Source organism: Streptomyces sp. NPDC048370 (genome assembly GCF_043200825.1).
Taxonomy (GTDB): Bacteria; Actinomycetota; Actinomycetes; order Streptomycetales; family Streptomycetaceae; genus Streptomyces.
In genome coordinates, this window is sequence record NZ_JBICYI010000006.1 from 150895 (window position 1) to 171277 (window position 20383).

20 protein-coding genes and 1 riboswitch are annotated in these 20383 nt (G+C 70.3%); of the genes, 11 read left to right on the forward strand and 9 right to left on the reverse strand.

The window, feature by feature from the left end:
• Nucleotides 1-22: 22 nt before the first annotated feature.
• Nucleotides 23-964, reverse strand: a complete 942-nt coding sequence (locus tag ACGFYP_RS15740) for a glucosyl-3-phosphoglycerate synthase (protein ID WP_393492777.1) — start codon at nt 962-964, stop codon at nt 23-25.
• Nucleotides 965-1084: 120 nt separating this feature from the next.
• Nucleotides 1085-1237, forward strand: a riboswitch (SAM riboswitch).
• On the opposite strand from ACGFYP_RS15740, the gene thrC reads away from it, so the two are divergent.
• The 6 genes from thrC to ACGFYP_RS15770 all read left to right on the forward strand — a co-directional run bounded on the left by thrC (nt 1231) and on the right by ACGFYP_RS15770 (nt 6613).
• Nucleotides 1231-2544, forward strand: a complete 1314-nt coding sequence (thrC, locus tag ACGFYP_RS15745) for a threonine synthase (protein ID WP_393493464.1) — start codon at nt 1231-1233, stop codon at nt 2542-2544. Its footprint overlaps the riboswitch before it by 7 nt.
• A 28-nt stretch (nt 2545-2572) precedes the next feature.
• Nucleotides 2573-2851, forward strand: coding sequence for a MoaD/ThiS family protein (locus ACGFYP_RS15750; protein WP_361960523.1), 279 nt, complete (start codon nt 2573-2575; stop codon nt 2849-2851).
• A gap of 418 nt (nt 2852-3269) precedes the next feature.
• Nucleotides 3270-3473: a cold-shock protein gene (locus tag ACGFYP_RS15755; protein ID WP_005315736.1), complete on the forward strand. Its 204-nt coding sequence runs from the start codon at nt 3270-3272 to the stop codon at nt 3471-3473.
• 333 nt (nt 3474-3806) lie between these two features.
• On the forward strand, nt 3807-5435 hold the full coding sequence (groL, locus tag ACGFYP_RS15760) for a chaperonin GroEL (protein WP_393492781.1): 1629 nt from the start codon (nt 3807-3809) through the stop codon (nt 5433-5435).
• 165 nt (nt 5436-5600) lie between these two features.
• A complete protein-coding gene (locus ACGFYP_RS15765) occupies nt 5601-6068 on the forward strand; it encodes an SRPBCC family protein (RefSeq protein WP_361960527.1) in 468 nt (155 codons plus the stop codon).
• Nucleotides 6065-6613, forward strand: coding sequence for a GNAT family N-acetyltransferase (locus tag ACGFYP_RS15770; protein ID WP_393492785.1), 549 nt, complete (start codon nt 6065-6067; stop codon nt 6611-6613). The genes ACGFYP_RS15765 and ACGFYP_RS15770 overlap by 4 nt, the downstream gene beginning before the upstream one ends.
• An 836-nt stretch (nt 6614-7449) precedes the next feature.
• On the opposite strand, the gene ACGFYP_RS15775 is transcribed toward ACGFYP_RS15770, so the two are convergent.
• A complete protein-coding gene (locus ACGFYP_RS15775) occupies nt 7450-8397 on the reverse strand; it encodes an AraC family transcriptional regulator (protein ID WP_393492788.1) in 948 nt (315 codons plus the stop codon).
• A 49-nt stretch (nt 8398-8446) separates the two neighbouring features.
• On the opposite strand from ACGFYP_RS15775, the gene ACGFYP_RS15780 reads away from it, so the two are divergent.
• The gene (locus ACGFYP_RS15780; protein ID WP_393492791.1) at nt 8447-8881 is read left to right on the forward strand and encodes a DUF2000 family protein; all 435 of its coding nucleotides are present in this window, start codon (nt 8447-8449) and stop codon (nt 8879-8881) included.
• Here the strand turns inward: ACGFYP_RS15780 and ACGFYP_RS15785 are convergent.
• Nucleotides 8856-9911: a GlxA family transcriptional regulator gene (locus ACGFYP_RS15785; RefSeq protein ID WP_393492794.1), complete on the reverse strand. Its 1056-nt coding sequence runs from the start codon at nt 9909-9911 to the stop codon at nt 8856-8858. The two genes, ACGFYP_RS15780 and ACGFYP_RS15785, sit on opposite strands and share 26 nt — an antisense overlap.
• 131 nt (nt 9912-10042) lie before the next feature.
• Between ACGFYP_RS15785 and ACGFYP_RS15790 the strand changes: the two genes are divergently transcribed.
• The gene (locus ACGFYP_RS15790; RefSeq protein ID WP_393492797.1) at nt 10043-10654 is read left to right on the forward strand and encodes a cysteine hydrolase family protein; all 612 of its coding nucleotides are present in this window, start codon (nt 10043-10045) and stop codon (nt 10652-10654) included.
• Between the two features lie 39 nt (nt 10655-10693).
• On the opposite strand, the gene ACGFYP_RS15795 is transcribed toward ACGFYP_RS15790, so the two are convergent.
• From ACGFYP_RS15795 to ACGFYP_RS15815, 5 genes are all read right to left on the reverse strand, one after another.
• Nucleotides 10694-11077: a Uma2 family endonuclease gene (locus ACGFYP_RS15795; RefSeq protein WP_393493467.1), complete on the reverse strand. Its 384-nt coding sequence runs from the start codon at nt 11075-11077 to the stop codon at nt 10694-10696.
• A 21-nt stretch (nt 11078-11098) separates the two neighbouring features.
• Nucleotides 11099-11923 carry a hypothetical protein gene (locus ACGFYP_RS15800; RefSeq protein WP_393492800.1) on the reverse strand — a complete coding sequence of 275 codons (825 nt, stop codon included), beginning with the start codon at nt 11921-11923 and terminating at the stop codon, nt 11099-11101.
• Nucleotides 11924-12662: 739 nt separating this feature from the next.
• A complete protein-coding gene (locus ACGFYP_RS15805) occupies nt 12663-13259 on the reverse strand; it encodes a hypothetical protein (RefSeq protein ID WP_393492803.1) in 597 nt (198 codons plus the stop codon).
• Nucleotides 13260-13810: 551 nt separating this feature from the next.
• Nucleotides 13811-14080 carry a DUF397 domain-containing protein gene (locus ACGFYP_RS15810; RefSeq protein WP_393492806.1) on the reverse strand — a complete coding sequence of 90 codons (270 nt, stop codon included), beginning with the start codon at nt 14078-14080 and terminating at the stop codon, nt 13811-13813.
• The gene (locus ACGFYP_RS15815) at nt 14061-14903 is read right to left on the reverse strand and encodes a helix-turn-helix domain-containing protein (RefSeq protein ID WP_393492809.1); all 843 of its coding nucleotides are present in this window, start codon (nt 14901-14903) and stop codon (nt 14061-14063) included. The genes ACGFYP_RS15810 and ACGFYP_RS15815 overlap by 20 nt, the downstream gene beginning before the upstream one ends.
• 120 nt (nt 14904-15023) lie before the next feature.
• On the opposite strand from ACGFYP_RS15815, the gene ACGFYP_RS15820 reads away from it, so the two are divergent.
• The 3 genes from ACGFYP_RS15820 (at nt 15024) to ACGFYP_RS15830 (ending at nt 17011) form a co-directional block, all read left to right on the forward strand.
• Nucleotides 15024-15239: a hypothetical protein gene (locus ACGFYP_RS15820; RefSeq protein WP_393492812.1), complete on the forward strand. Its 216-nt coding sequence runs from the start codon at nt 15024-15026 to the stop codon at nt 15237-15239.
• Nucleotides 15236-15439: a hypothetical protein gene (locus tag ACGFYP_RS15825; RefSeq protein WP_393493499.1), complete on the forward strand. Its 204-nt coding sequence runs from the start codon at nt 15236-15238 to the stop codon at nt 15437-15439. The genes ACGFYP_RS15820 and ACGFYP_RS15825 overlap by 4 nt, the downstream gene beginning before the upstream one ends.
• Before the next feature lie 90 nt (nt 15440-15529).
• The gene (locus ACGFYP_RS15830; protein ID WP_393492816.1) at nt 15530-17011 is read left to right on the forward strand and encodes an alpha/beta hydrolase; all 1482 of its coding nucleotides are present in this window, start codon (nt 15530-15532) and stop codon (nt 17009-17011) included.
• A gap of 86 nt (nt 17012-17097) precedes the next feature.
• Here ACGFYP_RS15830 and ACGFYP_RS15835 read toward each other — a convergent pair whose 3' ends face one another.
• Nucleotides 17098-20271, reverse strand: coding sequence for a hypothetical protein (locus tag ACGFYP_RS15835; RefSeq protein ID WP_393492820.1), 3174 nt, complete (start codon nt 20269-20271; stop codon nt 17098-17100).
• Nucleotides 20272-20383 lie beyond the last annotated feature (112 nt).

The following is a 20383-nucleotide window of genomic DNA, read 5'->3' on the forward strand; positions in this document are numbered from 1 at the left end:
GCAAAAACACAATCATTCGGCGTTACGCCACGCGGCGGTGTGCGTACTCCGCGATCTCGACCATCGGCGGCCGTTCCTCCGTGTCCACCGCGTACGTCCGAGGCGTGAAGCCCGCCTCGCCACGCTCGAACTGCGTGAGCCGGGGCCGCACCAGATGGCCCCGGGAGAGCCGCAGCTGCGCCGTCCGGTAGATCGCCGCCGCCATCCGGCCCAGCGCCCGCCCGTCCTGGTGGCGGTGCTTGCGGACCCCGACGTCCACCTGCGCGAGGGCGTCGAGGCCGACCGTGTGCAGCGCGTCCACGAGCAGGCCCAGCTCCACTCCGTAACCGACGGGGAACGGCAGCCGTTCGAGCAGCGAGCGGCGCGCCGCGTACTCGCCGCCCAGCGGCTGGACGAATCCGGCCAGCTGCGGCCAGTGCAGATTGAGCAGCGGCCGCGCCACCAGCTCCGTAACCCGACCGCCCTGACCAGGGGTGTCGCCGAGCGGGCGGTCGTACATCGCCTTCACGAAGTCCACGTCGGGGTCGGTGAGCAGCGGGCCGACGATCCCCGTGACGAAGTCCGCGGAGAAGTCCCGCAGGTCCGCGTCGACGAAGCACACGATGTCACCCTCGGTCACCATCAGCGACCGCCACAGCACCTCGCCCTTGCCGGGCACGGCCGGTATCCGGGGCAGGATCGCGTCCCGCGCCACCACCCGCGCCCCGGCCGCCGCCGCCACCTCCGCCGTACGGTCGGTGGAGCCGGAGTCGATCACCACCAGCTCGTCGACGAGCGGGACCTCGGCCGTCATCAGCTCCCGGCGGATCACGGTGACGATGTCCCCGACCGTCGCCTCCTCGTCGAGCGCGGGCAGCACGACGCTGACCGTCGTCCCGTGCTTCGCCGCCAGGACGCGGTCGAGCGAACGGTCCGCCACGGACCAGGACCGCCGGCCCAGCCAGCGCTCCACTTCCTCCAGCACGTGATCTCCATCTCGCGGTTCGGACGACCATCTCAACCGTCCAGGCCTTCGGTTACAGTCTTGAACAACGCGGATGCCCGATGCATGTCGGGGTGCCACCCGCGTCCTACAACCGAATACCGCTCATCCAGAGGGGCAGAGGGAAACGGCCCGTTGAAGCCCCGGCAACCCTCCAGTCGGTCTCGTCCGCGACATGTCGCGCCAGCGAGGCTCCCGGCTAGGGAAGGTGCCAAATCCGTCTCATGGCGACGTTCGTCATGGGAAAGATGAGGAGAAAGGGCCTCGCCTCCATGGCTGTACAGACTGTTTCCACCACCGCATCGACCGTTGACCTCGGTCCGGCTTCCGGACTTTCCTGTCGTGAATGCGGAGAGAAGTTCCCTCTCGGTCCCATCTTCGCGTGCGAGCTGTGTTTCGGCCCTCTCGAAGTCGCGTACGACCTTCCCGTCGGTGACCCCGAGGCGCTGCGCAAGCAGATCGAGGCCGGCCCCGCCAACATCTGGCGCTACGCCCCGCTGCTGCCCGTCCCGGCCGACGTCGCCGAGAAGCCGAACCTGAACCCGGGCTGGACCAAGCTCGTCCAGGCCGACAACCTCGCCCGCGAGCTCGGCGTCGAGCCCGGCAAGCTCTTCGTCAAGGACGACTCCGGCAACCCGACGCACTCCTTCAAGGACCGCGTCGTCGCCCAGGCCCTCGAGGCCGCCCGCGCCTTCGGCTTCACCACCCTCTCCTGCTCCTCCACCGGCAACCTGGCCGGCGCCGTCGGCGCCGCGGCCGCCCGCGCCGGCTTCCGCTCCTGCGTGTTCATCCCGCACGACCTGGAGCAGGGCAAGGTCGTCATGGCCGCCGTCTACGGCGGCGAGCTGGTCGGCATCGAGGGCAACTACGACGACGTCAACCGCTTCTGCTCCGAGCTCATCGGCGACCCGCTGGGCGAGGGCTGGGGCTTCGTCAACGTCAACCTGCGCCCGTACTACGGCGAGGGTTCCAAGACGCTCGCGTACGAGATCTGCGAGCAGCTGGGCTGGGTCCTGCCCGACCAGCTGGTGATCCCGATCGCCTCCGGCTCGCAGCTCACCAAGATCGACAAGGGTCTGCAGGAGCTCATCAAGCTGGGCCTGGTCGAGGACAAGCCGTACAAGATCTTCGGCGCCCAGGCCGAGGGCTGCTCGCCGGTGTCGGTGGCCTTCAAGGCCGGTCACGACGTCGTACGGCCCCAGAAGCCGAACACCATCGCCAAGTCGCTCGCCATCGGCAACCCGGCCGACGGCCCGTACGTCCTCGACATCGCGCGCCGCACGGGCGGCGCGGTGGAGGACGTGAACGACGAGCAGGTCGTCGAGGCGATCAAGGTCCTGGCCAGGACCGAGGGCATCTTCGCCGAGACGGCGGGCGGGGTGACGGTCGGCGTCACGAAGAAGCTGATCGAGGCCGGCCTCATCGACCCGAGCCTGACCACCGTCGTGCTCAACACGGGCGACGGGCTCAAGACCCTGGACGCCGTCGCCGACACCTCTCAGGCGACCGCCACCATCAAGCCGAGCCTGGACGCGTTCCGCGACGCCGGCCTGGCCCACTGACCACCCTCGTCACGGAAGGCAGCACCACATGAGCGTCAAGGTCCGTATCCCCACCATCCTCCGTACCTACACGGGCGGCCAGGCCGAGGTTCCGGCGGAGGGCGCGACCCTGTCCGAGGTCATCTCCGACCTGGAGAAGAACCACGCGGGCATCGCCGCCCGCGTCCTGGACGACCAGGGCAAGCTGCGCCGCTTCGTGAACGTCTACGTGAACGACGACGACGTCCGCTTCGAGCAGGGCCTGGAGACGGCGACGCCGGACGGCGCGGGCGTCTCGATCATCCCGGCGGTCGCGGGCGGCTGCTGAGCCCGTCTCCGTCCGCTCGCTTTACCCGGAGTAACCGAATTGCCCCCTCCCGCCGAAGAAGCGGAGGGGGCAATTCTGCATGGTTGAACGCGGTAGAGTTGGGGAAGTCCCCCCGGCTCCACTCCGCCGCTCCGTGCCAGGCGCATATGAGAATGCGTCCGCACGCGACAAGAAGCAGCCAAAGTGCGCGAACGATGTGTACCTTCTGCGCGTTTTGCCGGGCCCGACTTGCCCCGGAAATCAATCAATTCTCCGGAATTCTCCTTTACGCCGTGCCCAGAATTCTCGTCCGATTGACCTGTTGCAGAGGGCAGTTGGGCAGATACATTCAGCCGCGGTCGACGCGTTCCGGCGCAGGGTCTGACCCGGGTCCGCGAAGTGCGGTCCCGCGCAAGGGCCAGTAATAGGGGAGTTAGGCATGGCTCAGGGCACCGTCAAGTGGTTCAACGCGGAGAAGGGCTACGGCTTCATCGCGGTCGACGGTGGTGCGGATGTATTCGTCCACTACAGCGCGATCCAGATGGACGGATACCGCACCCTCGAAGAGGGTCAGCGGGTCGAGTTCGAGATCTCGCAGGGCCAGAAGGGTCCGCAGGCGGACATGGTCAAGCTCGCCGTCTGAGCACGGCGCGATCGGCCACCACGTACGCACTCACGCGTTCTCACGCCGAGGGGTCCGCATCCTGACCGGGATGCGGACCCCTCGTGCGTGTGCGGGCGGGTGCGCGGGTGCGCCGGGGTCGTCTCTCGATCTGTGGGAGTCGCTTGCACTCGCATGGGCCGAGTGCTAATCATTGGCGTTAGCACTCTGAAGGTGAGAGTGCTTACGAGGATCGGGCAGACGAGGTCCGCGGCCAGGTGGGGCAAGGAACCACAGGGCACGCAGGCCGTCCGTCGCGGGCGTCGGCGCGGTCCTGGAGCGTTATCCACCCCATGTCCGGGAGGACCACTTCACATGGCCAAGATCATCGCGTTCGACGAGGAGGCACGGCGCGGTCTCGAGCGCGGGATGAACCAGCTCGCCGACGCCGTCAAGGTCACCCTTGGCCCCAAGGGCCGTAACGTCGTCCTCGAGAAGAAGTGGGGCGCCCCCACGATCACCAACGATGGTGTGTCCATCGCCAAGGAGATCGAGCTCGAGGACCCGTACGAGAAGATCGGCGCCGAGCTGGTCAAGGAAGTCGCCAAGAAGACGGACGACGTCGCCGGTGACGGTACGACCACCGCGACCGTCCTCGCCCAGGCGCTCGTCCGCGAGGGCCTGCGCAACGTGGCGGCCGGCGCCAACCCGATGGCCCTCAAGCGCGGCATCGAGAAGGCCGTCGAGGCCGTCTCCGGCGCCCTGCTGGAGCAGGCGAAGGATGTCGAGACCAAGGAGCAGATCGCTTCCACGGCCTCCATCTCCGCCGCCGACACCCAGATCGGCGAGCTCATCGCCGAGGCGATGGACAAGGTCGGCAAGGAAGGCGTCATCACCGTCGAGGAGTCCCAGACCTTCGGTCTGGAGCTGGAGCTCACCGAGGGTATGCGCTTCGACAAGGGCTACATCTCGGCGTACTTCGCCACCGACATGGAGCGTATGGAGGCGTCCCTGGACGACCCGTACCTCCTGATCGTCAACTCCAAGATCTCTTCGGTGAAGGACCTGCTCCCGCTCCTGGAGAAGGTCATGCAGTCGGGCAAGCCGCTGCTGATCATCGCTGAGGACGTCGAGGGCGAGGCCCTGTCGACCCTGGTCGTCAACAAGATCCGCGGCACCTTCAAGTCCGTCGCGGTCAAGGCCCCGGGCTTCGGCGACCGTCGCAAGGCCATGCTGAACGACATCGCCATCCTCACGGGCGGCACGGTCATCTCCGAGGAGGTCGGCCTCAAGCTCGAGAACGCGGGCCTGGACCTGCTGGGCCGCGCCCGCAAGGTCGTCATCACCAAGGACGAGACCACGATCGTCGACGGTGCCGGTGACAGCGACCAGGTCGCCGGTCGCGTCAACCAGATCCGCGCCGAGATCGAGAACTCGGACAGCGACTACGACCGCGAGAAGCTGCAGGAGCGCCTGGCGAAGCTCGCCGGCGGTGTTGCGGTCATCAAGGCCGGTGCCGCGACCGAGGTCGAGCTCAAGGAGCGCAAGCACCGCATCGAGGACGCCGTTCGCAACGCGAAGGCGGCCGTCGAGGAGGGCATCGTCGCCGGTGGTGGCGTGGCCCTGCTCCAGGCCTCCAACGTCTTCGAGAAGCTCGAGGCGGACCTGTCGGGCGACGAGGCCACCGGTGCCGCGATCGTGAAGCTGGCCCTCGAGGCCCCGCTGAAGCAGATCGCCGTCAACGCCGGCCTCGAGGGTGGCGTCGTGGCGGAGAAGGTCCGCAACCTGCCCGTCGGCCACGGCCTGAACGCCGCGACCAACGAGTACGTGGACCTCATCGCCGAGGGCATCATCGACCCGGCGAAGGTGACGCGTTCCGCGCTGCAGAACGCGGCCTCCATCGCCGCGCTGTTCCTGACCACCGAGGCCGTCATCGCCGACAAGCCCGAGAAGGCCGGCGCGGCCGCTCCGGGCGGCATGCCGGGCGGTGACATGGACTTCTGATCCTTCTGGATCGGTAGTTCCTCGCTGTACACCTGTACGCGACCGAGGGCGGCACTCCCTGTTGGGGGTGCCGCCCTCGGGCGTTCGGGGTGATGCTGGTGGGGTGGGGGCGGCACGGGCCACGGAAGGCCGCCGCCACCGGCCCACGGAAGGCGGGAGCGATCCATGATCACGCTGCTGACGACACCGACCGACCGCGAACTGGTGATCACCCGCACCTTCGACGCCCCGCCCGCCCGCGTCTGGGAGGCCTGGACCAGGCCCGAGCACGTCCGGCAGTGGTACGGCGTGGCCGCGATGCCCACGACCGTCTGCGACATCGACCTCCGGGTCGGCGGCGCGTGGCGCTGGGGCCAGAAGGCGCCCGACGGCCGGGAGATCGTCTTCTCCGGCACGTACGAGGAGATCCTCCCGAACGAGCGCCTCGTCTACACCGAGGTCTTCGAGCTCATGCCGGGCCCGCCGGTCCACGTCACCCTCACCTTCGACGACACCCCTGACGGTGGCACGGCGCTCACGAGCACGTCGATCTGGCCGTCGACGGAGATCCGCGACCAGGCCCTCGCGACCGGCATGGAGGCCGGCATCAAGGAGGAGTACGACCGTCTCGCGGTGTACCTGGAGATGATGTGAGCCTGGTCGTGCCGCGGCTCGCCGCGGGACCGTACGAGCTGCGCGCGTGGGAGCGGGCGGACCTGCCGCTCGTGGAGGAGGCGTCGACCGACCCGTACATCCCGCTGACCACCACGGTCCCGCCGGTGTACTCGGACGGCGAGGGCGAGGCGTTCGTACGGCGGCAACGGAGCCGTGCGGAGACGGGCGCCGGCTACTCCTTCGTGGTCGTCCGCCGCCGCGACGAGCGACCGGCGGGCACGATCGGCCTCTGGCTCCGCGACCTCCCGGAGGGCCGCGCGACCCTCGGCTACTGGATCGCCCCCTCCTGCCGCGGCGAGGGCGCCGCCGCGGCCGCGCTGACGGCGGTGAGCACCTGGGCCCAGGGCGAACTGGGCATCCCGCGCCTGCAGTTGCTCGTCGAACCCTGGAACGCGGCCTCGGCGAGGACGGCCGAGCGGGCCGGGTTCGCACGGGAGGGGCTGCTGCGGTCCTGGCAGGAAGTGGCGGGCGAGCGACGGGACATGGTGATGTACGGGCGGGTGCGGGCGGGCGGCTCTGGGTAGGGGACATGGGGGAACCGACCCGCGGGGGTGGAGCCGATGCGTCGCTCGGAATTACCGCACCTCTCCCACTACTGGGAGCTGTCAGGCCGTCAGGGCGGCGAGGAGCAGGTCGTACGGGTCGAGGGGAAGGTGCGCGTCTTCGAGCACTTCCCCGACTACCTCCTGACCAGGAGATACGACGGCCCGTTCTTCTCCGTACGGACCCCGGGGCCCCGCGACGCCTCGGGGGCGCTCGTCCCGTGCACCGAGGAGGAGTGCCGCCGCTGGGTGAAGGCCGCCGTCGTCCACACCAGGACCGTGGACGCCGTCAGCGCCGAACTCCGCGCCGCCCACGCCCGGATCGTCGCCCTCCCGCGGCGGAGGCCGTTGGCCCTGCGGCGCGCCCTCGACGCCTGGGAGGAGTCCCGGGAGCGATACGAGCGGGCGCTCCGGGAGGCCTTCGCGGCGTACGCGCCGGTCGGCGAGGAGATCCGTGGGGCGGTCCTGGCCGAGCAGGAGAGGGCGGCGGCGGAGGTCCGTGAGCGGGAGCGTCTTGAGGCGGAGGAGCGCGAGCGGCGGGCGCGGCTCGCCGAGCGGGCGGTCTGGGGCTGGTGCGTGGTGGACGCCGAGGGCGGCCGGCGCACGGTGCACGTCTTCCGGCACGACGTCCGCGGCGCCGGGCTGCCGGCCGAGGCCCGTGCGGAGGACCTCCCGCGCGTCGACCTGGCGGGTCTGCGGCGGGCGCTCCTGGACCTGAACCTGCCTGATGTGGTGTGGGACCGCGCCGCGTTGCGGGAGGCGCGGCGGGAGGTGGGCGTCGCGTTCCGGAACTGGTGGCAGGAGCTGTTCCACGAGAACTACCGCACGCTCACGGAGCCCCCGCCGCCACCCCCGCCGCCCTCCTCCTCACGCTGGAGCGTGGGCGGGAGTGGGACGAGCGGCTCGGGCGGGTACAGCGGTGGCCACAGCGGTGGCTTCAGCTGCGCGGGCGGTTTCTGAGCGAAGCGCCCGGGTGTGGTTCCCACGTGGCGTCTGAAGTGGCGGGTCAGGTGGGACTGGTCGTAGAAGCCCGTCGCCGTGGCCACCTCCGCGAGGGGGTGGCCGGCGAGGAGGAGGCGGCGCGCCTCGGCGATGCGACGGGACGTCACGTACTGGTGCGGGGCGATACCGAAGGCCGTGGTGAACGCGCGTACCAGGTGGGTGGGGTGGGCGTGGACGAGCGTCGCGGCCTCGGCGAGGGCGATGCCGTCGCGCAGCCGTGCGTCGAGGAGCTCCCGCAGGGTGTGCGCGACGCCCCGTGCGGCGTTCGTACCGACGGGGGCGGTGGTGGGGGCGGTGGTGGGGGTGATGCGGGGGCGGAGGTGGGTGCGGAGGCGTTCGGCGATCAGGGCGAGGCGGCTCTCGGCCTCCAGCTCCTCGCCCGGGTGCGCAAGGGCCGCGTGCAGCTGGGCCACCCGCGCGCGCAGCAGGGGGTCGGCGAGGTCGGGGCCGTCCACCGCAGGGCCGATGAAGCTCTCGTCCAGCTGGGTCAGGTCCAGATAGAGCACCCGTTTGCGGAAGCCGTGCGCGGTGGCGGGCGAGCCGTTGTGCGGGACCTCGGGTGGGAGCAGTGACACCGTGTCGTGCGGGGTGCCGTGCTCGCGGCGGTCCAGGTCGTAGCGGACCGCGCCGTCGTCGACGATGAGCAGCGTCCACGCGTCGTGGACGTGCATCGGGTAGGCATGCTCGGTGAAGTGGGCGTGGAAGACCTCCACGACCCCCGGGACGCCGGGGCGCCACGCGGACACCGACTGACGCGCCACCATGCCAAGAACGTACAAGAACGGGCCCGGGGGCGGCGGGCAGTCTCAGGGCATGAACACCCACACGAACCCGCCCGTCCGGTTCGACACCAAGATCGCCGTGCTGCTGCGCGAGGACCTGGAGAGCTGGCAGCGGCTGAACGTCACCGCGTTCCTGGTCAGCGGCCTCGGCACCGAACTCCCCGAGGTCATCGGGGAGCCGTACGCCGACGGCGACGACATCCCCTACCTGCCGATGTTCCGGCAGCCCGTCCTCGTCTTCGAGGGGTCGAAGGAGACGCTGACCGCCGCGCACACGCGGGTGCTGTCGCGCTCGCTGCCCCGCGCGGTCTTCACCGCCGATCTGTTCGCCACCGGCAACGACCGGGACAACCGCGCGGCGGTGCGGGCGGTGCCGACGGACGGCCTCGATGTGGTGGGGCTCGCCGTGTACGGGCCGCGCAACGCGGTCGACAAGGTGCTCAAGGGCGCGCGGATGCACCCCTAGGGGCCCTAGGGTCCCTAGGGGCCCTGGGGACTCCTCCGGGGTCCGTACGGAAGCGGCGGCGGTATTCGGTCGGGGTCGTGTCGAGTCGGCGGCAGAACGCCCGGATCAGGGTGTCCGTCGTACCGAAACCGCAGGTGGACGCGATCCGTTCGAGGGTGTCGTCCGTCGTTTCGAGGGTGGCGCGGGCGCGCTCGACGCGGGCGGCCTCGATGTAGACGCCGGGGGTGACGCCGAGTTCCTCCTTGAAGATCCGGGTGAGCTGACGGCTGCTGACGTGGGCGTACGCGGCGAGGTCGTCGACCGTGAGGGGTTCGGCGAGGTGCCGGGTGATGTGGTGGCGGAGGTCCTCGACGCGCCGGGTCGTGGAGACCGGTTCGAGCGGGACGCTGAACTGGCTCTGCCCGCTGGGGCGTTTGAGGTACATGACCAGCTGGCGGGCGACGCGCAGCGCGACGGTCTCGCCGAAGTCCTCCGCGACGAGGGCGAGCGACAGGTCGAGGCAGGCGCTGATCCCCGCGCCGGTCCACACGTCGCCCTCGCGGATGAAGATCGGGTCGGCGTCGACCTCGACCAGCGGATGCTCGGCGGCGAGCTGCCGCGCGGTCGACCAGTGCGTGGTGGCGCGCTTGCCGTCGAGCAGCCCGGCGGCGGCGAGGATGTGCGCGCCGACGCAGACGGAGGTGACGCGCCGTGTCCGTCCGGCGAGGGTCCGTACCCGGTCGACGATCGCGGGGTCGGCGAGGGCGTGGACGCGGCGTCGGCCGTCGGCCTCGGCCTCCACCTCGACGGAGCCCGGGACGAGGAGGGTGTCGATGCTCAGCGCGGCGGCCTCGTCGAAGGTGAGGTCGGGGAGGATCCGTACCCCGGCCGAGGTGGTGACGGGGTCCATGGTCTCGGCTGCCAGGAGGACGCGGTAGCCGGACGCGTCGTCGGTCTCGCGGCGCAGGAGCGAGAAGACCTCGGGGGGTCCGGTGACGTCGAGGAGGTCGACGCCTTCGAAGAGGACGATGACGACGAGGCGTTCTTCCATCGGGCTCGGGCTCCTTCTCGATGCCATCGCGGCGATGTCTGTATCTGCAAGTCGGCTGACATTGCCGACGTGTCGTGGTCGGCCATAGCGTTTCAGACGTAGCGAAAACCGCCGAACGAGGGGTTACTTCCATGGGTACGACCGCGTCCACCAGCGCCTCCACGACACTGCGTGAGCTGAACGGTTTCGACGAGACGCCCGCGTCGCTCGCCGACGCGACGCTGATCCTCGTCGATTACCAGAACACCTACACGCGCGGCGTGATGGAGCTGGCCGGCTGGCAGCCCGCGCTCGACGCGGCCGCCGCGCTCCTCGGGCGGGCCAGGGAGGCGGGCGCGACCGTGATCCACGTCGTCAACGACGGCGGCGAGGGCACCCCGTACGACATCCGGGCCGAGATCGGCGAGATCCACCCGAGCGTCGCGCCGATCGAGGGCGAGGCCGTCGTCGTGAAGCAGGTCCCGAACGCGTTCGTGAACACCGACCTGGGCAAGCACGTGGACGCTGCCGGTCACAAGGACGTCGTCGTCGCCGGGTTCATGACCCACATGTGCGTGACGTTCACCGCCGAGGGCGCGTTCCTGCGCGGGAACCGCCCCACCGTCGTCGCCGACGCCTGCGCGACGCGCCCCCTGCGGACGGTGGTCGCCGGGGTCTCCGCCGAGCAGCTCCACCACAGCGCCCTCGCGACGATCGGGGACCTGTACGGGGTCGTGGTCGCGTCGGGGGCTGAGCTGGGCTGAGCTGCGCTGAGTTGGGCTCAGCTGGACGGAACTGACAGCTCAGTGGGCGTAGTCCTTGAGCTTCTCGGTGTCGAGGGTGATGTCCACGGGGCCGGGGAGGGGGACGGTGGCGCCGAAGGGGTAGGACGCCTGCTGGTGGTAGGTGCCGTCTTCCGGGCCGGTGAAGACGGTGAGGGTGTCGCGGTCGCGGTCGACGAGAAGGTGCACGGGGATGCCGGCGGCGGCGTAGCCGTCGCGCTTCTCGACGCGGTCGTGGCGGTGCGTGTCGGAATCGCGGGAGGTGACCTCGACGGTCATCAGAACGCCGGAGGGGTCGCCCCACTCACCGTGACCGGCGAAGTACCCGACCGGAGCGAGGCATCCGTCCGGGCGGGCGCGGTCCCCTCGGTAGGTCTTGGTCGTCAGGCCCTGCTCCGGGTACAGCGCGAGTTCGGGGCTGAACCGTCATGTGTGGGTCCCTTCTCGGGTGACATCGCGGGCGCGGATGGCCGCCGCGTGGGCGCGGACGCGGGCGGCGGGGAGGATCGGGGTGGGGGAGGGCGCGGGTGCTGGTTCGCCTTGGCAGGGGCCGCATTCGCCCTCCCGGAGGAGGTCGGCGTAGGCAGGAGCGCCGCACTTGGCGCACTCCAGGAGGCGGAGGGGTGGTCGCTCGCGGCGGATCGGTTCCGGTGGGAGTTTCGTCGTCAGGCGCCTGCGGGCGAGGGCCGCCGGGTGGTGGACGGGGGTCGGGAGGCCGATGGTGAGGGCGCGCGTGACGTCGCCCTCGGTGGCGTCCCGGGTGAACCACTCGTCGACCAGGGGCGCGAGGGCCCGGCACTCGGCGTGGGACAGGGACATCGCGGAGTCCGTACGGCCGAGGGCGGCGAGGAGGATGTACGCGCGGGAGCGGGTGGGCTTCTCCTTCGGGACGTCGCCGCGCTGGAAGGCCGACCACCAGGCGTCGTCACGTGCTGTACGAGTCCACCACGTTCGGGTGATCCAGAGGCCGTCGAGGCACTCGCGGCCACGGCGCAGGTGCCCGGCCCGTGTGATGCGGGTGAGGGCGGTGCGCATCGCGCACTGGCCGTAGGGGAGGTGCTTGGCCAGCGTCTTCACCGAGATGTCGCTGCCGTCGGGCAGTCGCTCGATGTAGGCGGCGATGGCGGCTTCGCGGGGGCGGAGGTGTGCGAAGTCCGCTTCCGTACACGGGCGTTCGTACGGGGCGGAGCGCTTGCCGTAACCGGGGTTGGCGAGGGGGTGGGGCTCAGGACTAAACTCGGCGTCAGCCATGGATCGAACCTCAGGTGTATCGATCTGGTTGGTGAGGCCCTCGCAGGTGTTGGTAGCACCTTGCGGGGGCCGTTCTTATTCACGTGTTCACTCACCGTAGAGGCATATGACGCTGGGTGGCAAATTGCTCGCGGAGAGTCAACTCCGGGGGTGGGCGGGCGGGTTGTAACCAGACCCGTACCCATTCCGTAGAACAGCGCTCGAAGCTCGGAACTTGAGCTTCGGGGCGGCGGGGGGCACCTTCGGGTTTCTGGGGCGGTTGGGGTTGGGGCTGTCGCGGGCTTCTGGTTCGGCCGCCCTCGTTTTGAGTGTGGCGACCTCCGGCGGTGCGTCAAGGGCGCTCCCTGCGGTCGCGTCGGCTTCGCCGATTCCGCTGTGCTCCACCCTTGACCCACCGCCTCCGGTCGCCGGTTTCGTACGAGGGAGGGCGGCCGGGGGGCGTGGCCACGCGGGGAGGCCGTGGGGGGCGTCGGGTTCGTGGGCGGCTGACGGGTCAGTGATGCGCGGCAGTTGAATGGGGCGGCCCGGCACCGGCTCGGCGTGTGACGGTGGGTGGGCGGCTGGGACTCATGCCCCGCTGGTCACTGTCCGGTGGGTGGTGGGGATGACCTGGCGCCTGGCGTGCCTCGGTGTTCTTAAGTGCGACGTACCCTCGGTAACGCGACGGGCATTGCGGGCAAAGGGGATGATTCGGCGCCAAGGGCGGGAGTTGGGTGGGGTTGAGGTCGCGCGTCTGCTGCTAGCCCATCGACAGCGTGCGCAGCGGTCTGCCGGTCTCGGGGTCGAGGTCGATGAGATGGACCTGCGTCTCGTCTTCGGGGTCGCCGGTGACCAGGCGTATCCGGTCGGGGCCCGCCCAGGACGCTTCGTACAGGCCGTTGGTGTAGTCGTCGCCGTTGAAGTAACCCACCTTCCAGCGGCGCTGGGTCGGGCCCCAGCCCTCGTCGACGTAGACCCACCAGAGCGGGTCGATCATCGCCGATCCCTCTTCGATCACGAGGTGCCGGTCGGGGCGGCCGGGGGCCGTTCTGTCCGAGGTCTCCTCGGGGAGGGAAGCCAAGAGGAAGAAGGGGAACGCCGCGAGAAGCGCGAGCCCGGCCGCGACGCCGGCGAGGATGCGGACGAGCAGGTTGCGTACCCCCACAAACACGGCCGCCGTCAGCAATCCCACGACCAACACGCCGAAGAGCAACGGGTGATGGAACACCTTCGCCACCAGAACCAGGCCGCCGTCCCGGCTGCACCACCAGCCCGCCACCTCGGCCAGGCAGAGGAGTACCGCCGCCAGTACAAGGCCGCGTGCGCGCTTCCGGGGGTGCCGCGCCGTCGTTTCCACCGTGATCCTTGCTGTTGGGAGGTCGGGACACGTGAGTGTGGTGCACTCCCGCCGGGCGGATACCAGCGGGGCATGAGCCTCGGCCCGACGACGGCCGTCCGTCGCCGAGCCGGTGCCGTCACCGCCCCATCCCGCTGCCGCGCACCCCGAGCCGACCGGCACCAACTTCCGCACCCCCGCCTCGAACCGAGCCCCCACTCACCGGGAGTGAGGAATCCGTCCGGCCGGAGCGATGCCCGGGCCCCCACCCCACCGGGCCGCAGGCCGCCCCGCCACCGGAGCGATGCCCGGCCTGCCCGCGTGGCCACGCCCCCGGGCCGCCCTCCGAGTGTGAAAGGGCGGGTGGAGGCGGCGGGTCAAGGGTGGCCGTAGGCCATCGCGGAGCGACGCGACCGTAGGGAGCGCCCTTGAGGCGCCGGTGGAACCCGCCACACTCGGAGAGAGGGCGGCCCCGCCAGAGACTCACGGGGGTGGTCAGCACCGGGGGCGTCAGAGACCAGCCGGGGGTACGCGTCGGCGGCGTGCCCCGGCTGGCCCCCGACTTGCTTCACTCAGCGGGGTTCGGTGACGCCCTCGATGAACGTGGCCCAGGCGGCGGTCCGAAACGCGAGCTTCGGGCCGTCCGGGTTCTTGGAGTCACGGACGGGGACGATGCCGGGGTGGTCGTCGGAGACCTCCAGGCAGTCACCGCCGTCGCCACCGCTGTACGAGGACTTGCGCCAGGTGGCGACCTCGACGCAGTCGCCGCCGCTGGCATCACTGAAACTGGATTTGAACCAGACGGCCGAGCTCAGGTCGTACTCAGAGCTGTTGATCTTCATGGGCGTAATCCTCCGCCACGGATTCGATCAGGGCCAGGGATTCGCGAGGTGGTAGCGCTGCGGCCCCGAGCAGATCGTAGGTGAGTGTATGACGCATGACGGTGGCCGGGTCGTCCTCAAGGCGGCCGGTGCCCAGCCCCTGGAGGTAGACGAGGGGCGGGGCGTCTTCGAAGGACCTCAGCTTCAGCGAGCCCGTCATCGGGCCGTATGCGCCAGCCTTGAACGGCAGCACCTGCACGATCACCCTGTGCCGCCTCACTAGGCGCGCCACATGCCGTAACGCCTCCGCCATCACCGCCGGACCGCCCACTTCCTGTCTCAGCACCGCCTCGCCCAGCACCACCCACAACAACGGCTTTGTTGGGTCGTCCAGCAGGTGGCCACGGTCCAGCCTCGCCGCCACCAACTCGTCGATCTTCTCGTCCAGTGCCGTGGGCTGGTAGGCGCGGAAGACCTCCCTCGCGTATGCCGGTGTCTGCATCAGGCCCGGGATCAGCAGGGGCGCGAACTCCTTGATGGCTTTCGCCATCGCTTCCGCCTCCGCCGCCTCCGCGAAGTGGTCCGGGTACCTGGACCTGTTCGCCGCCTTGCAGTTCCGCGCGAAGAAGCCGCCCGTCCCCAACACCTCGTCCAGTTGGGACGCGATCTCCGGCCGGATCCGTCTCGTGCCCGCCTCCATCTGGCCGATGTACGAGCCGCTCACGAAGAGCAGCTCGCCCAGTGCCTCCTGGCTCAGGCCCTTCCGTTCCCGCGCGTGGCGCAGTTCCGCGCCGATTATCGCCCTGGGCGAGGTGGTGGGGTCCGGCTTCCGCTGGTCGGTCATGGGCTTCAACTCCCGCTCGCACATCTGGGGTTGTTGGGGCGGCACCACTGTTCCCCAGTCTTCTCCATCCGGACACTCGGTGGAGTCGAAACCGATACGCGCAGTGGAAAGGCCCCTAAAATGCCCACCTCGCTTGAGCGTCTGCAAGCCGTTCAGGAAGCCGTCACTCAGCTCAAGGGTGAGTTCGGTGCTCTCGGTGTCACCTTGCCCTCCCTCGGTGTCGATCCGCTCACGATGGCCGGGACCGGAGAGGGGTATCCGCTGGTCGAGCTCGGGCGGTGCAACCTCGACACCGCGTTGCGGCTCGCGGCCGTCCTGAATGGGGTCCGTCGGTGAACATCGGGGCGTACGTCGTGGACACCCGTGACGGGCGGATCGGGCGGGTCATGGGGTGCGTAGGGCCCTGGGTGCAGCTGCGGCCGCCTGGTGGTGGGCGGGAGTGGGAGTGTCCGGACGAGCTGCTCAGTCCCGCACCGCCCGGGGACGTGCTCCGGGCCCGGGTGCGGGCGATCAACCGTGACGGGCGACTGCCCTGAAGTCCCCCGCTGGCAGGTGGGGTTGACCCCACCTCCGGTCCGCCTGCCGGCCGGATGGGGCATGCGCGCCTGATCGAAGAGGCTGCACCCATGACGACTTACGGACGCACCAGCCTGGTTCTCGCCCTCTCGGCCGCCGCCGTCGCGGCCACCCTCACCGTGGCCCCCGGCGCCACCGCGTCGGCGGCCGCCCTGCCCGGCCTCTCCTGGGAGCCCTGCGGACCGGCCGGCCTCGGCCAGGAGTGCGCCACCCTCTCCGTACCGCAGGACTACGCCAAGCCGGCCGGGCCCCAGCTCTCCCTGGCCGTCTCCCGGATACGGAGCGAGCGGCCCGAGGCGCGGCGCGGGACGCTCGTCGTGATTCCGGGCGGGCCCGGCGGCTCCGGGGTGCAGCGGCTCTCGCAGAAGGGCCCGGCGCTGGTCGACGTGCTGGACGGGACGTACGACCTGGTGGCGTTCGACCCGCGCGGGGTCGGCGGGAGTTCGACGGCGAACTGCGGGCTCGACCCGGAGGACCGGCGGATGGTGACCCTGCGGTCCTGGCCGGCCGCCGACGGGTCGATCGACGAGAACGTCGCACGGTCCCGGCGGACCGCCGAGGCCTGCCTGCGCAACGGCGGCGAGCGGCTGCGCAGCTTCACCACGGCGAACCAGGCCCGTGACTTGGACCGGTTCCGGCAGGCGCTCGGGGAGGAGAAGCTCTCCGCGTGGGGGGTGTCGTACGGGACGTACGTAGGGGCGGTGTACGCGACGAAGTACCCGCACCGCACGGACCGTTGGGTCCTGGACAGCAGCGCCGACCCGAACCCGGAGCGGGTCGCGCGGGGCTGGCTCGCGGACATGGCGAAGGGCGCGGAGGACCGCTTCCCGGACTTCGCGACGTGGGCGGCCGACCCGGCGCGGGGGGAGCTGCGCCTGGCCGAGCACTCCTCGGACGTACGCCCGTTGATACTCGACCTCGCGGCCCGCCTGGACCACGAGCCGAAGGACTCGACGACACCGGGCACCCCGCTGACGGGGAACATTCTCCGGCAGTCGCTGCAGAACGCCCTCTACTCCGACACCGCGTTCGCGCCCTTCGCGGAGCTGGTCAGGTCGGCCCAGGACCCGAAGAGCATCCCCGTCCTTCCCGCACAGTCCTCCGCCGCGATGCCGGACTCGGACGCGGCGCTCAGCGTCGCCGTGATCTGCAACGACGTGAAGTGGCCCCGATCGGTCCGCGCGCACGAACGCGCCGTGGCCGTCGACCGCGCCCGTCACCCGCTGACGGCGGGTATGCCGGTCAACATGACCCCCTGCTCCTTCTGGCAGCCCCCTGCCGAGAAGCCGACCCGCATCACCGACCGGGGCCCCTCCAACATCCTCATGATCCAGAGCCTCCGCGACCCGTCCACGCCGTACGCGAGCGGCCTCAGGATGCGCGAGGCCCTCGGCGCCCGCGCCCGGCTGGTCACCGTCGACAAGGGCGGCCACGGCATGTACCTGGGCAACGGCAACGCCTGCGGGAACGCGGCCGTGACGACGTTCCTGAAGACGGGGGAGCGGCCGGCGGGGGACGCGTACTGCGGCTAGGGATCCGGAAAGGACGGCGAGGCGCCGCCCACCATCCCGGTGGGCGGCGCCTCGCCGTCTGCCTGCGTCTCCAGCCGAACGCTCCTCTAGCCGAACGCCTTGACGTTCTTCCAGTCGACGCTGAGGACCGGCTTGACCGCGGCGTTGGTGTTCGTCGTGGACGGGTGGTAGATGTTCACGAATCCGGTCGCGCCGACCCGGGTCCAGATGTCGGGAACCTGGTCGTTGTTGACGTCGGGGATACCGAGGGCGATCGAGACGTTCGCCGCCGTCCAGCCGGTGCCGTACTGGACGTCACCCTGGCGGGACTTCGCCGAGGTCATCAGCGAGTTGAGGTCCACGCTGCCGGCGACGGCGCCGGGCTTGCCGTGGCGGATGTACATGACGCCGGTGCTGACGTCGCGCCACAGCAGGTCGGGGGTCGAGTCCTTGTCGATGTCGGCGAGGTTGACGATGTCCCGGCTGGTCCAGTTGTCGCCGCTCATCCGGGCGACCGACTGGAAGGTGCCGCCGGTGTAGCCGGACAGGGTCCAGAAGTCGGCACCCGCCCGCACGACCACGTCGGTGTACTTGTCCCCGGTGATGTCGCCGACCGCCTTGATCTGGGTCCACGTCGACGGTGCCGGGGTGCCGGCCGGCAGCCGGATGTCGACCCTGTCGTCGACGTTGAAGGTGCCGTAGCCGTCGCCCGGGTAGAGCCAGAAGGTGCCGTCCGGGGCCACGGAGAACAGGTCGGTGCTGCCGTCGCCGGGGAAGACGTCCTGGTACTTGGAGATCAGCGCGGCCTTGCCGGTGGTGGGGTTGAACCAGTAGCCGAGCGGCGGGTCCACCGCCTTGAGCTTCTCCGGGTCGTCGTCCTCCGGCTTGAGGACGTAGGAGCCGGGCATGCCCTGGTAGAGCTCGCCCTCCGGGCCGCCGGAGAGGGACTCCAGCTGGCCGGCCGCGTTGATGATGAGAAGGTCGACGATGCCGTCGCCGCCCACGTCACCGGGACCGTCGCCCGTGTCGCGCGGGCGGACGTAGAAGGCGTAGTCCGTGCGCGCGCTGATGTTGCCGGCGGCGTCGAGGGCCCAGACCTGGAGGCCGTTGGGGCCGGCGTGCGGCGGCTTCAGTGCGGCGATCGTCGCCTTTCCGCCGGTCGCGGTCACCTCGGTGGAGCCCACTCCCTCGAAGCTGTAGCGGAACTTAGCGGCTTCCGCGGAATCGAAGGTGATGGCGCCCGTGCCGCCGAATTTGACCTTGGCCCAGGTCTGGCCGTCGGAGGTGGCCTCCGCGAAGTCGGTGCTCGTCACGTCCGGAGCCGTGGGCGCGGTGGTGTCGATCTTGATCTGGCAGACCTCGTTGCCGAGCGGGAACCAGCTGGAGGCGCCCTGCGGGTTCATGTGGTCCTCGGCCCGGACGACCCAGGTGTACGTGGCTCCGTGCACCAGGTTGGGGACGATCGCCGAGGCGGTGCCGCTGGCGTTGGTGGTCCCGACGTAGTCCTTGTAGGGCTCTCCCACCTTCGTGACGCGGAAGCGGAGCTGCTTCAGGTTGCCGTCGGCGTCCTTCGCGTTCGCCGACAGGGTCACGCTCGACTTCGCGATGGTCCGGACGCCCGGAGACTGCACGCATGCGCCGCCGGGTGTGCTGGTGCCGCCCGTCGGTTCCGACGGATTGCGGTTGTACTCCGCCTCGAACGTGGCCGAGGTCGCGCGGAACTTGCGCCAGGATTGGGTGCTGCCCTCATTGGTGGCGCGCAGACCGAAGGTGAGGTTCGTCCATCCCGCGGTGGCGGCCTTCTGCGCGGCGGCCTTGACGTTGGCGTTGTTGAAGGCCTCGTACTCGTCCTTGCAGCCGTAGGTGAGATTGCCGTGGGCGAAGGACTTCGGTTGCAGGTAGTCGGCCCAGGCCGGTTGGGCGTTCCATGTCGTGCCGGTGGAGATGGAACCCGTGAGATAGAACTTGTACTCCATGGGATCGCACGACCAGGCGTGGTTGTTCAGGACCTTGAACGAAGCGGAGTAGACCGTGGCGCCCGTGATCTTGGTGAAGTCCATGCGCCAGAAGGAGCGGCCCAGGCCGCCGGTCTGGCTCTCGTACCCCACGCGGGCGTCCGAGGTGCCGGAGCTGAAGTTGGTGCCGTTGTGGAAGCTGGTGTTGGGGTAGGGACGATAGGCGGTCGTCCATGCCAGCCAGGCGGTGTTCATCGGCGGGTCGACGAACACGGGGAAGCGGGTGTCCTTGTCCGTGAAGAGGCCCGTGGCGGCGGCCTGCAGTCGCAGGCGCGCGTTGCCGGTGCCCTCGCCGTCCAGCCTGACGGGTACCGGAGCCTGCTTGGCGCCGGGTTCGATGCCGCTCAGACCCGACAGCTTCAGCACGTCCGCGGAGGTGGCGACCGAGGTGCGGAGCGCGGAATCGGGGTTCCCGGGTTCGCGTCCGTTGGAGTCCCACGCGAACGGGGTGGGCAGATTCCCGATCTCCTTGCCCGACTTGTCCAGGATCTGTACGCGCGTGCCGGCCTCGACGTACTTGAACACGGCCGTGTCCGAACGCAGTCCGTACGTCACGTCCTTCAGCGCCGACTGCTGTGCGGCCTCACGTGTCTTGACGACGAGCAGCTGGGCGAAGCCGCCCTCCTCGCGCGCGACCAGGAGCAGGTCGACGCCCGGGAGGACCTCGGGGTAGAGCGCGCGCGCTCCGTCGAGGACGGGCTCGGGCAGGGCGCCTGGCCAGGTGTACGCGACGGTGTGGCCGTCGACGTCCATCTCGGCGAGCACGGTGTCACCGGGCTGCGGCGCCCGGGCGTACGAGCGGTCGGCGCGGGAGGCCTCGGCGTCGCCGCTGGAGAACCGCACCGGAAGGGGCACGTTCACGGGCCGGACGCCGAGCCCGCGCGGAGCCTTCTCGGTCCGCTTGAGCGTGTTGTCGATGGGTGCCCAGTTGCCCTGGGCGTTCTTCGCCCGCTGCGGGAGGGCGTGGATCTGGGAGCGCAGCCGGCCGTTGGGCAGGGCCCAGGTCAGCTCGGTCGCAGTCGTCGCCGTCTCGACGAGCACCTGCTTGCCCGTGCGTCGCGCCTGGGCCATGGCGGCCTGCTCGTCGCGCAGGGGAGTCGAGGCGGGCTTCGCCTCGGTCCCTTGGTTCCGCTGGGCCGTTGGGGGCGCTTCGGGCTGCCACCAGGGCAACAGGGCAGCGGTGAGTGCGGCCAGAACGAGGCCGAGAGTGCAGGCCAGCCTGGTGCGCGTGCGCACGAAGGGGCTGAGCAGGCGGGGCGCGGTCACGGCGGTCTACTCCCGTAGGGACCAAGCGGAATGGGGACAGCACAGACAGCCCCGGACGGCGGACCGCGGGGCACAGGCGCGCAAACGATCACATGGCTTTCACGATCTGTCC

What these genes read in the sequence shown, in the direction of transcription:
- thrC (WP_393493464.1), top strand. Translation starts at nt 1,231, where the DNA reads ATGAGGAGAAAGGGCCTCGCCTCCATGGCTGTACAGACTGTTTCCACC.
- ACGFYP_RS15750 (WP_361960523.1), top strand. Translation starts at nt 2,573, where the DNA reads ATGAGCGTCAAGGTCCGTATCCCCACCATCCTCCGTACCTACACGGGC.
- ACGFYP_RS15755 (WP_005315736.1), top strand. Translation starts at nt 3,270, where the DNA reads ATGGCTCAGGGCACCGTCAAGTGGTTCAACGCGGAGAAGGGCTACGGC.
- groL (WP_393492781.1), top strand. Translation starts at nt 3,807, where the DNA reads ATGGCCAAGATCATCGCGTTCGACGAGGAGGCACGGCGCGGTCTCGAG.
- ACGFYP_RS15765 (WP_361960527.1), top strand. Translation starts at nt 5,601, where the DNA reads ATGATCACGCTGCTGACGACACCGACCGACCGCGAACTGGTGATCACC.
- ACGFYP_RS15775 (WP_393492788.1), bottom strand. Translation starts at nt 8,397, where the DNA reads ATGGTGGCGCGTCAGTCGGTGTCCGCGTGGCGCCCCGGCGTCCCGGGG.
- ACGFYP_RS15780 (WP_393492791.1), top strand. Translation starts at nt 8,447, where the DNA reads ATGAACACCCACACGAACCCGCCCGTCCGGTTCGACACCAAGATCGCC.
- ACGFYP_RS15785 (WP_393492794.1), bottom strand. Translation starts at nt 9,911, where the DNA reads ATGGAAGAACGCCTCGTCGTCATCGTCCTCTTCGAAGGCGTCGACCTC.
- ACGFYP_RS15790 (WP_393492797.1), top strand. Translation starts at nt 10,043, where the DNA reads ATGGGTACGACCGCGTCCACCAGCGCCTCCACGACACTGCGTGAGCTG.
- ACGFYP_RS15800 (WP_393492800.1), bottom strand. Translation starts at nt 11,923, where the DNA reads ATGGCTGACGCCGAGTTTAGTCCTGAGCCCCACCCCCTCGCCAACCCC.
- ACGFYP_RS15810 (WP_393492806.1), bottom strand. Translation starts at nt 14,080, where the DNA reads ATGAAGATCAACAGCTCTGAGTACGACCTGAGCTCGGCCGTCTGGTTC.
- ACGFYP_RS15815 (WP_393492809.1), bottom strand. Translation starts at nt 14,903, where the DNA reads ATGACCGACCAGCGGAAGCCGGACCCCACCACCTCGCCCAGGGCGATA.
- ACGFYP_RS15820 (WP_393492812.1), top strand. Translation starts at nt 15,024, where the DNA reads ATGCCCACCTCGCTTGAGCGTCTGCAAGCCGTTCAGGAAGCCGTCACT.
- ACGFYP_RS15830 (WP_393492816.1), top strand. Translation starts at nt 15,530, where the DNA reads ATGACGACTTACGGACGCACCAGCCTGGTTCTCGCCCTCTCGGCCGCC.